Annotated in this window: 11 protein-coding genes; 5 read left to right on the plus strand and 6 right to left on the minus strand. The window is 64.7% G+C overall.

Annotated features, from left to right (window positions below):
* Positions 1 to 69: 69 nt before the first annotated feature.
* The 6 genes from NKH28_RS02190 to NKH28_RS02215 form a co-directional block, all read right to left on the minus strand.
* A complete protein-coding gene (locus tag NKH28_RS02190; RefSeq protein ID WP_352448550.1) occupies positions 70 to 900 on the minus strand; it encodes an ATP-binding cassette domain-containing protein in 831 nt (276 codons plus the stop codon).
* Positions 893 to 1783 (minus strand): ABC transporter ATP-binding protein, encoded by an 891-nt coding sequence (locus NKH28_RS02195; RefSeq protein WP_352540475.1) that lies wholly within the window; start codon positions 1781 to 1783, stop codon positions 893 to 895. Before NKH28_RS02195 ends, NKH28_RS02190 begins: the two co-directional genes overlap by 8 nt.
* Positions 1780 to 2628, minus strand: coding sequence for an ABC transporter permease (locus NKH28_RS02200; protein WP_352540476.1), 849 nt, complete (start codon positions 2626 to 2628; stop codon positions 1780 to 1782). The genes NKH28_RS02195 and NKH28_RS02200 overlap by 4 nt, the downstream gene beginning before the upstream one ends.
* Positions 2621 to 3628, minus strand: coding sequence for an ABC transporter permease (locus NKH28_RS02205; RefSeq protein ID WP_352540477.1), 1008 nt, complete (start codon positions 3626 to 3628; stop codon positions 2621 to 2623). The genes NKH28_RS02200 and NKH28_RS02205 overlap by 8 nt, the downstream gene beginning before the upstream one ends.
* Before the next feature lie 64 nt (positions 3629 to 3692).
* The gene (locus NKH28_RS02210) at positions 3693 to 5219 is read right to left on the minus strand and encodes an ABC transporter substrate-binding protein (protein ID WP_352540478.1); all 1527 of its coding nucleotides are present in this window, start codon (positions 5217 to 5219) and stop codon (positions 3693 to 3695) included.
* A 107-nt stretch (positions 5220 to 5326) separates the two neighbouring features.
* Positions 5327 to 6901, minus strand: a complete 1575-nt coding sequence (locus tag NKH28_RS02215) for a phytoene desaturase family protein (protein WP_352540479.1) — start codon at positions 6899 to 6901, stop codon at positions 5327 to 5329.
* Between the two features lie 117 nt (positions 6902 to 7018).
* On the opposite strand from NKH28_RS02215, the gene NKH28_RS02220 reads away from it, so the two are divergent.
* The 5 genes from NKH28_RS02220 to NKH28_RS02240 all read left to right on the plus strand — a co-directional run bounded on the left by NKH28_RS02220 (position 7019) and on the right by NKH28_RS02240 (position 13770).
* The gene (locus NKH28_RS02220) at positions 7019 to 7810 is read left to right on the plus strand and encodes a cyclase family protein (RefSeq protein ID WP_352540480.1); all 792 of its coding nucleotides are present in this window, start codon (positions 7019 to 7021) and stop codon (positions 7808 to 7810) included.
* Between the two features lie 131 nt (positions 7811 to 7941).
* Positions 7942 to 9513, plus strand: a complete 1572-nt coding sequence (locus tag NKH28_RS02225; protein ID WP_352501691.1) for a phytoene desaturase family protein — start codon at positions 7942 to 7944, stop codon at positions 9511 to 9513.
* Positions 9513 to 9992 (plus strand): MarR family winged helix-turn-helix transcriptional regulator, encoded by a 480-nt coding sequence (locus NKH28_RS02230; RefSeq protein WP_352455076.1) that lies wholly within the window; start codon positions 9513 to 9515, stop codon positions 9990 to 9992. Before NKH28_RS02225 ends, NKH28_RS02230 begins: the two co-directional genes overlap by 1 nt.
* 42 nt (positions 9993 to 10034) lie before the next feature.
* Complete coding sequence (locus tag NKH28_RS02235; RefSeq protein WP_352977658.1) at positions 10035 to 12188, plus strand: thiamine pyrophosphate-dependent enzyme; 2154 nt, start codon at positions 10035 to 10037, stop codon at positions 12186 to 12188.
* Positions 12181 to 13770 carry an indolepyruvate oxidoreductase subunit beta family protein gene (locus NKH28_RS02240; protein ID WP_352540482.1) on the plus strand — a complete coding sequence of 530 codons (1590 nt, stop codon included), beginning with the start codon at positions 12181 to 12183 and terminating at the stop codon, positions 13768 to 13770. Before NKH28_RS02235 ends, NKH28_RS02240 begins: the two co-directional genes overlap by 8 nt.
* The last annotated feature ends 251 nt before the right edge of the window (positions 13771 to 14021 follow it).

The raw sequence follows: 14021 nt of genomic DNA on the forward strand, positions 1-14021 counted from the left end.
TCCATCGCGGGACATTTTGCCGGGTGCACGCCTGAGGCCCGCTCTTTAGCGTGCGAATAGGATTGTGTTTCATGCCGGCGCCTTTGCGGCGGGAAGTAGCCAGGCATCATCGATCTCGGGCAGCGGAATGGCGGCGAGGAGATCGCGCGTGTAGCCCTGCTGCGGCTGCTCGAACAAAGCGTCGGTCGCGCTGGCTTCGACGATCGCGCCTTCGCGCATGACGATCACTTGCCGGCAGAGCCGCCGGATCACCGACAGGTCATGGCTGATGAAGGCAACGGTCAGGCCCATTTCGGCGGCGAGTTTTTCCAGCAGCGTCAGGATCTGTGCCTGCGTCGACACGTCGAGGCCTGAGACGATTTCGTCGGCCAGCACGAATTTCGGCGACAGCGCCAGCGCGCGGGCAATGCCGACGCGCTGGCGCTGGCCGCCCGACAATTCATGACGATAGCGGCTGGCGAAGCCTTGCGGCAGGCCGACGCGCTGCAACGCCTCCGCGACACGATCCCTGAGATTGTCGCCAAGCCCGTTCTGCTTGAGCGGTGCTGCGATGATGCTGAAGATGGTGCGGCGCGGGTTGAGCGACGACATCGGATCCTGGAAGATCATCTGCAGATTGCGGCGCAGCGGCCGGAGCTCGGCCTCAGGCAGGTGTGTGATGTCGCGGCCGTCGAAGATGACCTTGCCGGCGCTCGGCTCCAGAAGCCGCACTAAGGCGCGGCCAAGCGTCGATTTGCCGGAGCCGGATTCGCCGACGATGCCGGTCACCGATCCCTTTGGCAGGTCGAAATCCAGCCCTTTCAGGATCTCGGCCAAGGGCGCGCGGCCGATCAGCGGCTTGCGCGTCATGTCGGGCAGCGCGACCTTCAGCCCACGCACGGAAAACAGCGGCTCAGCCATGCGGGCGCCTCCAGGCCTGATCGGCGGCGGCGATCTCCGCGGCTAGCCCGGCCAGTACCGCCTCGTCCACGGGTTTCAGCGAAGCGAAGGGATCGGTGTAGCGCGGAGTCGCGGCCATCAGCGCTCGCGTGTAGGGGTGCTGCGGGGCAGCGAAGAGAGCGGCCGTTTCGGCCTCCTCCACCACCTTGCCGGCATAGAGCACCGAGACCTTCTGGCTGATCTTGGCGACGACGCCGAGATCATGGGTAACGAACAGGATCGCCGTGCCGTGCTCGCGCTGCAGCTGCGCGATCAGCCGCAGGATCTGCTTCTGCACCGTCACGTCGAGCGCCGTGGTCGGCTCGTCGGCGACGATCAGCCTTGGTTCGGCCGCAAACGCCGCGGCGATCAGCACGCGCTGGCGCATGCCGCCGGACAGCTCGTGCGGATAGCATTTGAGGACACGCTCGGGGTCGCGGATCTGCACCTCGTCCAGCAATCGGCGGATGCGTGCATCGGCCTTCTCGCCGCTCCAGCCGAGGATGCGCACCAGCCGGTCGGTCATCTGCGGGCCGATGCGGCGTGACGGGTTGAGCGCGGTAAGCGGATCCTGCGGGATCAGCGCCGTGCGCGCGCCGATCAGCGTGCGCCTTGCCTTTGGCTGAAGCTTGCCGAGGTCCTCGCCCTCGAACAGCATATCGCCTTCGACGATGCGCACGCTCGAAGGCAGGACGCCAAGCACCGCCTTGCCGATCATCGTCTTGCCGGCGCCGCTCTCGCCGACCAGCGCGCGCACCTCGCCGGGCTCGACGGCGAGCGACACCGAGCGCAGCACGCGCAAGCCATTAGGCAGCACCGCGCTAAGGCTGCGTATGTCGAGGCAGGGTTTCGCCTGCGCGTTCATCGCAGCACCGGATCGAAACGTGCCCTGAGGCCCTCGCCAAACTGGCTGAACGACAGCACCGTCAGGATCAGGGTGACCAGCGGGAACACCAGCACCCACCAGGCCTGATGGATCGACAGGCGACCCTCGGCGATGATGCCGCCCCAGGTCGGGTCGTCGGTCGAGATCGACAGATTGACGAAGGACAGGATCGCCTCGACGATGACGGCAATGCCCATCTCCAGCGACAGCAGCGCGACGATCGACGGCACCACATTGGGCAGCACTTCGCGCAGCATGATGCCGATGCGGCCGTAGCCTGCGATGCGGGCGTTCTCGACATAGTCCATGCGCGACTGGCCCATCGTCTCGGCGCGGATCACCCGGCAGAAGCGCGTCCAGTCGATGACGGCAATGGCAATGATAACCGAGCTCAAGCCGGTGCCGAGCACGGCGACCAGAAGGATGGCAAACAGCACCGGCGGAAACGCCATCCAGACATCGACGATACGTGAGATGATGCGGTCGGCCCAGCCGCCGAAATAGCCGGCGATCAGGCCGAGCGTCGAGCCGACCAGGCAGGCGGCAAAGGCTGCCGCGAAGGCGACGATGAAGGCGATACGGGCACCGAAGATCAGCCGTGACAGAAGATCGCGGCCGAGGCTGTCGGTGCCGAGCCAGTAGCCGGGCTCGGCGCCATCAATCCAGAAAGGCGGCAGCCGCTCCAGCATCAAATCCTGCGCCAGCGGGTCCTGCGGTGCGACCAACGGCGCAAAAATCGCGGCCAGCAGCGCAATCAGCAGCCAGCCGCCGGCCAGCCACAGGCGTGCCCGCGAGCCATGTCTCGAAATGCGGGCCTCATCCATGGCGCAGCCTCGGATTGAGCAGGGCGTACATCATGTCGACGGCAAGGTTGATCAGCACGAACAGCAGCGCGAAGACCAGCACGATGCCCTGGATCAGCGGCAGGTCGCGGTTGATGACGGCATCGATCGCCATGTTGCCGAGACCTTCATAGGAAAACAGTCGTTCGACGATGACCGTGCCGCCGATGAGGAAGGTGAACTGCACGCCGACCAGCGTCAGCGTCGGCAGGGCCGCGTTCTTCAGCGCCTCGCGCAGGATGACCTGCGTTTCCGAAAAGCCCTTTACCCGCGCCAGCACGACGTAGTCGAGGTCGAGCACTTCCTTCAGCGACTGTTTCAGCAGCTGCGAGATGATCGCGGCCAGCGGCAGCGCCAGCGCAATCGCCGGCATCAGCATGTGTGCCAGCAGGTCCCTGGTCAGGTCGAAGCGCAGCCGGACGATGCTTTCGAACAGATAGAATTGCGTGGCGAAGGGCAGGTCGAGCTGCGGCGACACCCGGCCAGAAATGTCGAAGATGGGCACCAGCACGCCAAACAGAAGGATCAGCACCAGGCCCCACAGGAAATCGGGAATCGAGAGTGCCGCACCGCTGGCAATGTCGATGCCGGCTTCGACCGCGGTGCCGCGTTCGCGCGCGCCGAGGATCGCCGTCGTGCCGCCGATCGCCAGCGCCATCACAAGCGCGACGATCGCGAGTTCCAGCGTCGCCGGCAGGCGGTTGAAGACCAGGCCCAGAACATCCTGCCGGAGCGAAATCGAAGTGCCGAAATCGCCCCTGACGACACCTGCCAGCCAGATGAAAAATTGCTGGACGATGGTCTTGTCCAGCCCGTAAAGCGCGCGCAGACGCGCGATGTCGGCATCGGTTGCACCGGGCGGCAGCATCATCGCGATCGGATCGCCTGGCGCGACACGGATGACGACGAAGACGACGACGGCCACGCCGAACAGCGTGATCGCCATCGTCAGAAGACGGATCAGGAATCTTTGCAGCAGCATGGTCGCCCGTGGCGGAAAATGCGCGCCGTCATTCCGGACGGCGCGCGACAAGCCGAAGACTGTCTCAGGCCGGGCTCATCAGCGCCGGCAGAAGTGCGCCCGACACATGCTGCACGACATTGACGCCCTTGGCATGCACGATCGGCTGCGCATACTGGATCAGCGGCAGCACATAGGCCTGTTCGGCGATATATTTGTCGACGGCCTTCCAGCCGGCAATGCGCTTGGCCTCGTCCTTCTCGCCCCATAGCGGGTTGATCATGTCGATCAGGTCCTGGCTGTCCCACACCGAGTGCGGGCTCGGGCCATACATGGCAAAGCCGGTCGACGTGGTGGGATCGCCGATGGCATTGCCCCAATTGTAGAAGGCCGCCGGCGCCAGCTTGTCGGCGGCGCGCAGCTCGTAGTGCTTGGCGATCTCGTAGACCTCGATCGTCGCCTCGATGCCGACCTTGCGCCACATGCCGACGATCGCCTGGATCATCTCGTAATCCTTGGGCTTGAAGCCCTTCGTCGTCTGTATCGTGAACTTGACCGGCTTTTCTGGCGAATAGCCGGAGGCGGCCAGCAGTTCCTTGGCCTTGTCCGGATTGTGCTCCACCTTGATCGACGCATCGTAGGCCGCGTATTCCGGCGTCTCCAGCGTATCGATGGGCTGGCCGTAACCGCGCAGCAGCCGGTCGACCAAAAGCTTTTTGTCGACCGCCATCACCGCCGCCTGGCGCACGTTCTTGTCCAGCATCACGTCGATGTCGTTGAAGAAGATCATGCCGATGTCGGAAACGTTCTTGCATGAGCCGGCAAGTCCATCCTTGGCGATCAGGCGGTCATATTCCTCATAGGGGACCTCGAGGGTCACCTGCGAGGAACCGGACTCGATCTCGGCGACGCGGCTCGCCGCATCGGTAACGAACTTGATGGTTACGTTCTCGAAGGCCGGCTTGCTGCCCCAGTAGTTCGGGTTGGCCTTGAGCCGCAGGAAGGCGTTGCGCTCGAATTTGTCGACCATGTAGGGCCCGGTGCCGATCGGGGCTTTCTCAAAACCCTCGGCGCCGACCTTTTCGTAATAGGCCTTCGGCATGATGTAGCCGGTCAGGAACGACATCCACTTGAAATACACCGGGTCGAATTGCACGACGTCGCCGGTGATCTTGTCGCCGTCGATCTTGAAGTTGTTGACGTTCTTCCAGACGAACTGGATCGGGTTGCCGGTTTTTTCATCGCCCGCCCGCTGCAGCGACCAGACCACGTCTTCGGCCGTGAATGGCGAGCCGTCATGCCAGGTGACGCCCTCGCGCACCGTCATCATGATCTTGCTGCGACCCTCGTTCCAGCCCCATTCGGTGAGCAGGCCGGGCGCGAAAGAAAGATCCGGCTTCTGCGGGATGAACTGGTCGAACACCGACTGGTACAGACCCTGGATGGTCGGGTTGACCGCTGAAGGCCCGGTGGTCGGGTCCCAGGACGGCAAATTGACATTGTAGGCGATGGTCAGTTCGCCGGCAGCCCTGGCGATTTGCGGCAGGCCGAGCGCCGTGGCGCCAAGTGCGGCCGCGCCATATCCGAGCAATTCTCGTCTGTTGATTGTCATGGTCGTTCCCCTGTTGCTTTTATGCGCGGTGTCGTTGTCAATCGGTGGGTTTAGGCTCCTTGGGCAACCGCGCCTTGTCCTCCTTCACCCTAGATGAAAAATGGAGCCTACCTCCCGCCAAGTTGTTGCGCGAGCATGAAGCCCGACGCCGCCCCGGTGCCGGCGCCGGGCCATGTTGCCGCCCCGGTCAGGTGCAGATTGCCGACCGGCGTGTTCCAGCCAGCGTAACCGCGCGCCGGCCGGAACAGGAAATTCTGCGCCAGATGATGGCTGCCGCAGATCTGGTCGCCGCCGACAAGGTTCGGGTTCTCGCGTTCGAGGTCGATGGGCGAGAACACGGCGCGGCCGAGGATCTTCCGACGAAGGCCGGGCGCATAGCGCTCGATAATGTCGAGGACGCGCTCGGCGTAGTGCTCCCTAGCCTCGTCCCAGTGAGCCACCGCGATCGTGCCCGCCGCATCGCCTGCAATCTCGGCTGGCAGCATGCGCACCTGCACCCAAAGTACGTGCTTGCCGTCCGGCGCGCGCGAGGGATCGACGGCCGTCGGCTGGCCGACGACCAGCACCGGTTCGTCCGGCAGCACCCCTGACATCGCCTGCTGATAGGTCCAGGACATGGCATCGAGCGACGGCGACAGATGCACATAGGCGAACTGCCGAAGCTCGGCACCGGCGCGCCAGTCCGGCAGGTCGTCGAGCGCCAGATGGATCATCAACGTCCCCGGCGCGTGGCGGAATTTTTTCACGGCCGTGTCGAAGCCGGTGTCGCCGGATCCGTTAGGCAACAGTTTCCCGGTCAGCGCCTTGGGCGCGACACCGGCGATGACGGCCTTGGTGGCGGTGTGGGTCTCGCCGGAAGTGAGCCGCACGCCGGTCGCTTTGCCGGCCGAAACCGTGATCTCGGCGACATCAGCCCCAGTGACGATCTTGCCGCCGGCGGCCGTGAGCATGCCCGACAAAGCGCGGATAATCGTGTCGGCGCCGCCTCTGCCGAGCACCATGCCGAAGCACTGGTTGGCCATGGATTCGAGGTAAGGGAACACCGCGCCGCCGGCGATGTCAGGCGCGAAATCGAGATGCATGCCCCAGGTGGCCAGCGTCGCCCTGACATGCGGTGACTCGAAAGTATCCTCGAGCCAGGCGCGGGGTGACGAAAGCAGCAACCGACCTGTATCGAGCGCGCCGGCAAAACCCTTCTTGCGCCAGAGGTTCCAGGCGGTGCCGGCGAGCGCACGGCCGCTCATCGGCGAGCCCAGCAGCCGGAACAGATGCTCGGCCTCCGCCGGGAATGCCGCAACCAGACGGCGCCATGTCTGTGCGTCGGCGTCGGAAAAAGCGGCCATGCGCGAGGCGGTCACTTCCAGGTCGCTGCTGACGCCGAACCAGCGACCGTCGGGGAAGGCGCTGGCAAAACAGTCGGCCACCGGCACGAATTCCAGCCCGTGGGTTTTCAATTCATTTGCATATTTCTTGTGAAAGGCCGAGCCGGCGAACAGGCTGAGATTCATCGCGCCGAAATCGTGCCGGAAGCCCGGAAGCGTCAATTCGCGCGTCTGAACGGCGCCGCCGATCGTTGCATTACGCTCGAAAACTGCGGTTTTCCAGCCTTTGAGCGCCAGATGCGCGGCGCATGCCAGACTGTTGTGGCCTGCCCCGACAAATATGGCGTCGAACTCGCTCACGCCCCGTCCCATTTCCTTTATGCTTAAAGATAATTGCAGATGCATATGTTTTCGTCTAGTAGGATATTAAGGGCCGCGAGAGCCTTCAGCACCATCGAGAAAGAGGGAACAGAGACCATGGACACACAACAACTTTTAGGCGAAGTCGCCGGCCAGCTGCTTTCAGGCGCCATTCAGGTGGTCGACCTGACGGCGCCGCTCGGGCCCGACACACCGCTGATCAAGCTGCCGCCGGAACTGGCGGTCGACACGCCGAAGATCGAGATCCACGCCATCTCCGCCTATGACAAGAACGGTCCGTGGTGGGCGTGGAACTGGCTCAAGCTCGGGGAGCATTCGGGCACGCATTTCGACGCGCCCAACCACTGGATCACCGGCAAGGATTATCCGGACGGCGCCACCGACACCATTCCGGCGCAGAACTTCGTCGGACCCGTCAACGTCATCGACTGTTCCAAGCAAGCGGCAGCCGATCACGATTTCCTGCTCACCGTCGATCACATCAAGGCATGGGAAGCCGAACATGGCGCTATCAACCCCGGCGAGTGGGTGGTGATGCGCACCGACTGGTATAAGCGCAACGGCTCGGAAGCCGAGTTCCTCAACGCCAATGAGACCGGACCGCACACGCCTGGCCCGACCGCCGAAGCCATCCAGTATCTGATTAGCAAGGACATCAAGGGCTGGGGCAGCGAGACGATCGGCACGGATGCTGGAAAAGCAGGGGGAATGGAGCCGCCGTTCCCGGCGCATAGCCTGATGCACAAGGCTAACCGCTACGGTCTCGCCAGCCTTTGCAACCTCGACCGGCTGCCGCCGAAAGGCGCGATCCTGATCGCGGCGCCGCTCAAGATCGAGCACGGCACCGGCAGCCCGATCCGCGCGTTGGCGTTGGTGCCAAGGCAATAGGGTAGCTGCGGTCTTCGGGAGAAGATCATGTGCGGAAGTGGCACTGTGGTGACGGAGTGGGAGCGGCAGCCTTGCAAAGCTGCGGCTCTACGGCGCCGTAGAGCGCCAATCTCTGCTAGGAGCACGCATCGATGAGCGCTCCCGATCACATCGTCGTCGGCAGCGGCATCAACGCGCTGGTCTGCTCGGCGATGCTTGGCGGCAAGGGGGCGAAGGTGCTGGTGCTCGAGCGCAACGACCGCATCGGCGGCTGCATGCGCACCGAAGAAATCACCGCGCCCGGCTTCATCCACGACGTGATGGCGACGACCTTTGTCCTGTTCATCACCTCGCCGGCCTATGCGGCGCTGGGCAAGGATCTGGCGCGGCACGGCCTGGAGTTTTGCAACAGCTCCACGCCGACCGGTGTGCTGCGCCCGGACGGCAGCCATGCCGTCCTGCGCACCGACCGTATCGCCAATGTAGCGGCGATCAATGCGCTTGCCGCGGGCGACGGCGACCGGCACGCAAACGATGTCGGCGAGATCGAGCGCAACGCCGGTCTGCTGTTCGGACTGCTCGGTGGCAGCCTGTGGTCCTACCCGACGGCCAGGCTGCTGGCGGGTGAAGCCTGGCGGCGCGGCCCGCGTGGCCTTGCCGCCTTTCTCGGCAGCGCGCTGGTGCCGGCGCGCGGTTGGCTGGAAAGCACCTATCAGTCGGAAACCATGCGCGCGCTGTGGGCGCCCTGGGTGCTGCATGCCGGCCTCGGGCCTGAGGACGCGTTCTCCGGCCAGATCGCCAAGGTCATCGCCTTCGCGCTTGAGGCGGCCGGCGCGCCGATCGTCAAGGGCGGTGCCAGGAATCTGCTGGCCGCCTTCGAGGCCCTGATCAGGGAACGTGGCGGCGAAATCCGCACCGGCGCCGACGTCGCGGCTATTGTCCAAAGCGGAGGCCGCGCCGCCGGCGTGCGGCTGGCTTCGGGCGAAACGATCAACGTGAACAAGAGCGTCATCTGCTCGGTCACGCCGACCCAGCTCTACGAGCGGCTGCTCGGCGACGCGGCGCCGAAAGCAGACGTCGAGGCAGCGCAAAAATACCGCTACGGCAAGGGCAATTTCCAGATCCACTATGCCTTGGACAAGCCGCCGGCATGGCGCGGCGAGGGCCTGGACAAGGTCGCGCTGCTGCATCTGACGCCGGGGCTCGACGGCGTCTCGAAGGCCTGCAACGAAGCCGTGCGCGGCATGCTGCCGGAGGTGCCGACCATGTGCATCGGCCAGCCGCACGCGCTCGACCCATCGCGCTGCCCGGACGGCAAGGCGGTCCTGTGGCTGCAACTGCCCGAGGCGCCACGGCATATCAAGGGCGATGCCGCCGGCAAACTGCAAACACCGGCAGACGGTCGCTGGACCGAGGCGCTGCGCGAAGCCTATGCCGACCGTGCCGAAGCGATCCTTGCCAGCCATATCGATGGGTTCAAGGACAGCGTCATCGCACGCCGCGCCTGTTCGCCGGCCGACCTGGAAGCGATGAACATCAATCTGGTCGGCGGCGACCCCTATGGCGGTTCCTCGGCTATCGACCAGTCGTTTCTGTGGCGGCCGTTCAAGACGAGCCGCAATCACGCCACCGGGGTCAGGGGTCTCTACCACATCGGTGCCTCGACCCATCCGGGTGCTGGCTTGGGCGGCGGCTCCGGCTTTCTCCTGGCGGGGAGGCTGTGATGGAACAGAAGGTTGAAAAGCGCCAGCGCATCTCGACTTTGGGCCAGATCGGCCTGCAGCAATTCGCGCCCTATCTGATGAACCGCATCATGGGCCGCTACAACGCCACCTTACGTGACAATTTCCGCAAGCAGGGCCTGACCATTCCGCAGGTGCGTACGCTGGCCGTGTTGTCGGTCACCGATGGCGTCACCGTCAACGATCTCTCGGTCTATACCGTCATCGAGCAGTCGACCTTGAGCCGCACGCTCGACACGCTGGAGGGGCAAGGGTTTGTGCGGCGCGAGCAGGGGGTCACCGACAGCCGTATCCGCCATGTGTTCCTGACCGACGATGGCCGCGCCGAGTTCGCGCGCGCCTGGCCGGCCATGCACGACGCTTTCGAGGCAATGTTCGACGATGTCGACGATGCCGAATACGCGGCGCTGATCGCGACATTGCAGAAGATGCTGAAGAACATTCGCAAGCACGACATCTGATCTTACGCGCCGCCATCGGGGCGGTAACGGAAGGAGCCCAAAATGGCCGAACGGTCTTTTGCCAAGGAAGTCGAAAAGCTCAGGCTCGGCGCCGGCGAGGAGTTTTCCGGCGAAGGCATTCTCGCCATCACCAAGGCGCTGCTGCAATGCGGCGTCGGCTATGTCGGCGGCTATCAGGGCGCGCCGATCAGCCATTTGATGGACGTGCTGGCCGACGCGCAGGATATCCTGGGCGAGCTCGGCGTGCATTTCGAGGCGAGCGCCTCGGAGGCGACCGCCACCGCTATGCTGGCGGCATCCGTGCATTATCCTATCCGCGGCGCGGCGACCTTCAAGTCGACGGTCGGCACCAATGTCGCCTCCGACGCGCTCGCCAATCTCGCTTCCGGCGGCGTCACCGGCGGTGCATTGATTATCGTCGGCGAGGATTACGGCGAAGGCTCCTCGATCATGCAGGAGCGCAGCCACGCCTTTGCCATGAAGAGCCAGGTCTGGCTGCTCGACCCGCGACCGAACCTGCCGTCGATCGTCAAGGCGGTGGAGGACGGCTTCGAGCTGTCCGAGGTTTCCAACACGCCGGTCATGCTGCAGGTCCGTATTCGCTGCTGCCATGTCCACGGCCATTTCATCGCCAAGGACAACAAGCGCCCGGCAATGACTGTGGCCGATGCGCTCGAGGCGCCGCGCCGCGACACCGGCCGCATCGTGCTGCCGCCCGCGTCGTTCCTGCACGAGAAGGAAAAGGTGCAGAAACGCTGGCCGGCGGCGGTGGATTTCATCCGCGCCAACAAGATCAACGAGTTTTTCGGCCCGGAGCACGGCTCGGTCGGCATCGTCATGCAGGGCGGCATGTACAATTCGGTCATCCGGGCGCTGCAGCGGCTCGGCCTCGCCGACACTTATGGCGACACCGACGTGCCGCTCTATGTGCTCAACGCCGTCTATCCCTTAGTCGACGACGAGTTCCTGTCCTTCTGCGAAGGCAAGGACCCCGTTCTCGTCGTCGAGGAAGGCCAGCCCAACTACATCGAACAGGCCTTTGCCGCGATGCTGCACAAGGCCGGCCGCGGCACCAGGCTCGTCGGCAAGGAACATCTGCCTATGGCCGGCGAATATACCGGCCAGGTGATGCTCGACGGCATCGGATCGTTCCTGCGTGCCACCATCCCGCATCTGCTGCCAAGCGAGGTCCGCGCGCCGAACAAGATCGGCGACGGGCTCGACACCGCCGACCTGATCAACGTCGTCCCGGGCCGACCGCCCGGCTTCTGCGTCGGCTGCCCGGAGCGGCCGATCTTCGCCGCCACCAAGCTGGTCGAACAGGAGCTGGGCAAGCACCACATCGCCTCCGACATTGGCTGCCATCTGTTCTCGATCATGCCGCCTTTCGAGCTAGGTGCCACTACCATGGGCTACGGGCTTGGGCCGGCCTCGGCTTCGGCGTTCAATTCGCCCGATGCCAAGCGCCGCTCGATCTCCTTCGTCGGCGACGGCGGCTTCTGGCACAACGGCCTGACCTCCTCGGTCGGCAATGCCGTGTTCAACAAGAATGACGGCGTCATCGTCATCGTCGACAATTTCTATTCGGCCGCGACCGGAGGGCAGGACATCCTGTCGTCCCGCGCCGGCAACAAGACCAAGTCGACCAAGCACCCGATCACCGAGGCGGTGAAGGGCATGGGCGTCAAATGGCTGCGCCACATCGACCGCACCTACGACGTAACCAGGATGCAAGACACGCTGCGCGAGGCGCTGACGACGGACGAGAAGGGCCCGAAAGTCATTGTCGCCTCGTCCGAATGCATGCTCAACCGGCAGCGCCGCGAAAAGCCGCTGGTCGACAAGGCGATCAAGGGCGGGACGCGCATAGTCAAGCCGAAATTCGGTGTCGACGAAGATATCTGCACCGGCGACCATGCCTGCATGCGGCTGTCCGGCTGTCCGTCGCTTTCGGTGAAGTCGCTCGACGATCCGTTGCGCGACGATCCGGTGGCGCATATCGACCAAAGCTGCGTCGGCTGTGGCAATTGCGGCGAGGTTGCCGATGCGGCGGTGCTCTGCCCGTCCTTCTACCGCGCCGATGTCGTGCACAATCCGAGCCGCTGGGACCGTTTCCTTGAAGCCGCGCGTCGCGCCATGATCGGTCTCTTGCAGCGGCGCCGTGAAAGCCGGCGCCTGATATTCGCCGATGCTTGACGCCGTTCCATCAACCCGTTCAAAGGCCGGCGCGCCGGACGACGAGCGCGTCATCAAGCTTGCCGTGCTGGCGGTCGGCGGCCAGGGCGGCGGCGTGCTGGCCGACTGGATCACCGACGTCGCCGAGCGCAACGGCTACGTCGCGCAATCGACCTCGGTCGCCGGCGTCGCCCAGCGCACCGGCGCCACCATCTATTATGTCGAAATGTGCCGCGATACCGGCCGCCAGCCGGTCTTCGCGCTGTCGCCGTCGCAGGGCGACGTCGACATCCTGATTGCCGCCGAACTGATGGAAGCCGGCCGCGCCATCATCCGCGGCTTCGTCACGCCCGAGCGCACGACGCTGATCGCCTCGTCGCACCGCATCGCCGCGGTCTCGGAGAAGATCGAGCCCGGCGATGGCCGCGCCTCGTCCTCGAAGGTGCATGCCACGGCGGAAGCCGCGGCCAAGCGCTTCATCGCCTTCGACATGGAGAGGATCGCCGCCGACAATGGCTCGATGATCTCGGCCAGCCTGCTCGGCGCGCTGGCCGGCTCCGACGCCTTGCCGTTCAGTCGCGAAAGCTATGAGCGGGCGGTCAGTGCCGGCGGCCGTGGTGTCAAGGCCAGCCTCGCCGCCTTCGGCGCCGCCTACGATCGGGCGCGCGGCATCGCGAGTGTGCATTCGGGCGACAAGACTGCACAGCCGGCAGCCGCCGAAACCGGCTTAGCCGCAACGACAAAAGTCAGCGGTCCGGAAAGCCTGTTAAAAGGCTGGCAACAATTGGCGGCGCGCGTCGCCACGCTGCCTGTACCCGTGCGCGACATGGCGCTTCGCGGCCTGAAAAAAGTGGTTGACTATCAGGACGTTGCTTATGGCGGCGAGTATCTCGATAGGCTCGACAAGGCCGTCGCTCTGGACGATGTCGAACACGCCTACGCGCTGTCGATCGCCGCCGCCAAGCATCTGGCCAACGCCATGTGCTACGACGACATGATCCGCGTCGCCGACCTGAAGACGCGCTCTAGCCGCGACCGACGCGTACGCCGCGAGGTCGGCGTCAGGGACGGCTCGGTCCTGCAGGTGACCGAATATTTCCATCCGCGCATCGAGGAATTCTGCGGCACGCTGCCGGCCGGGCTCGGCAGCTACATCGAAAGCCGGCCGAAGCTCGCCGCCTTCCTCGACCGCCGCATCAACCGCGGCCGCCGCATCCGCACCGACAGTTTCGCCGGCTTTGCCGCATTGTGGTTCATCGGCGGCCTGCGCCGCTGGCGCCGCCGACTGCTGCGCCACAAGGTCGAGACCGCGCATATCGAGCGCTGGTATGCGCTGGCGCTGGGCCAAGTCGGCCAGGACTACGCGCTTGGCACGGAGATCCTCAACTGCCGCCGGCTGATCAAGGGCTACAGCGACACCCACGCCCGCGCCCAGTCGAAATTCGACCGGGTGCTGTCGGCGCTCGACCAGCTCAAGGGCCGCCCGGACGCCGCAGACTGGATCCGGCGCCTGCGCGAAGCGGCGCTGAAGGACGAGAAGGGCGACATGCTCGACGGCGCGCTGAAGACTGTGGCGTCGCTGGGCGACAATCCGGTGAAGTGAGCGGCCTTTTTCGAGGCTCGGGGCAGTGGTTGCTTCGCAGAACTACAGTCCGCTTCGCCTGGGCTGTCAACGCCCGCCGTGGCGGGGTCTGCCTGTTCTGTGGCCTTCGTGCCTACGGCAGCGGCAAACATATCTGCTCCAGGACAAATGACGCCCGGTTCCGAGCGGCTATTTGCCAAACATTCCCGGCCATGTGAAACGACTGTGTTGCACTCATTGCCTGCTGTTGTACCTTCAATATTCTGGAGGCG

Origin of the sequence: Mesorhizobium sp. M1227 (genome assembly GCF_040318315.1) — a bacterium.
Lineage (GTDB): Bacteria > Pseudomonadota > Alphaproteobacteria > Rhizobiales > Rhizobiaceae > Mesorhizobium.

Bases quoted from the DNA above. Each gene is read 5' to 3' on its own strand.
- NKH28_RS02205 (WP_352540477.1), bottom strand. From the start codon at position 3,628: ATGCTGCTGCAAAGATTCCTGATCCGTCTTCTGACGATGGCGATCACG.
- NKH28_RS02210 (WP_352540478.1), bottom strand. From the start codon at position 5,219: ATGACAATCAACAGACGAGAATTGCTCGGATATGGCGCGGCCGCACTT.
- NKH28_RS02190 (WP_352448550.1), bottom strand. From the start codon at position 900: ATGGCTGAGCCGCTGTTTTCCGTGCGTGGGCTGAAGGTCGCGCTGCCC.
- NKH28_RS02225 (WP_352501691.1), top strand. From the start codon at position 7,942: ATGAGCGCTCCCGATCACATCGTCGTCGGCAGCGGCATCAACGCGCTG.
- NKH28_RS02220 (WP_352540480.1), top strand. From the start codon at position 7,019: ATGGACACACAACAACTTTTAGGCGAAGTCGCCGGCCAGCTGCTTTCA.
- NKH28_RS02235 (WP_352977658.1), top strand. From the start codon at position 10,035: ATGGCCGAACGGTCTTTTGCCAAGGAAGTCGAAAAGCTCAGGCTCGGC.
- NKH28_RS02200 (WP_352540476.1), bottom strand. From the start codon at position 2,628: ATGGATGAGGCCCGCATTTCGAGACATGGCTCGCGGGCACGCCTGTGG.
- NKH28_RS02195 (WP_352540475.1), bottom strand. From the start codon at position 1,783: ATGAACGCGCAGGCGAAACCCTGCCTCGACATACGCAGCCTTAGCGCG.
- NKH28_RS02240 (WP_352540482.1), top strand. From the start codon at position 12,181: ATGCTTGACGCCGTTCCATCAACCCGTTCAAAGGCCGGCGCGCCGGAC.
- NKH28_RS02230 (WP_352455076.1), top strand. From the start codon at position 9,513: ATGGAACAGAAGGTTGAAAAGCGCCAGCGCATCTCGACTTTGGGCCAG.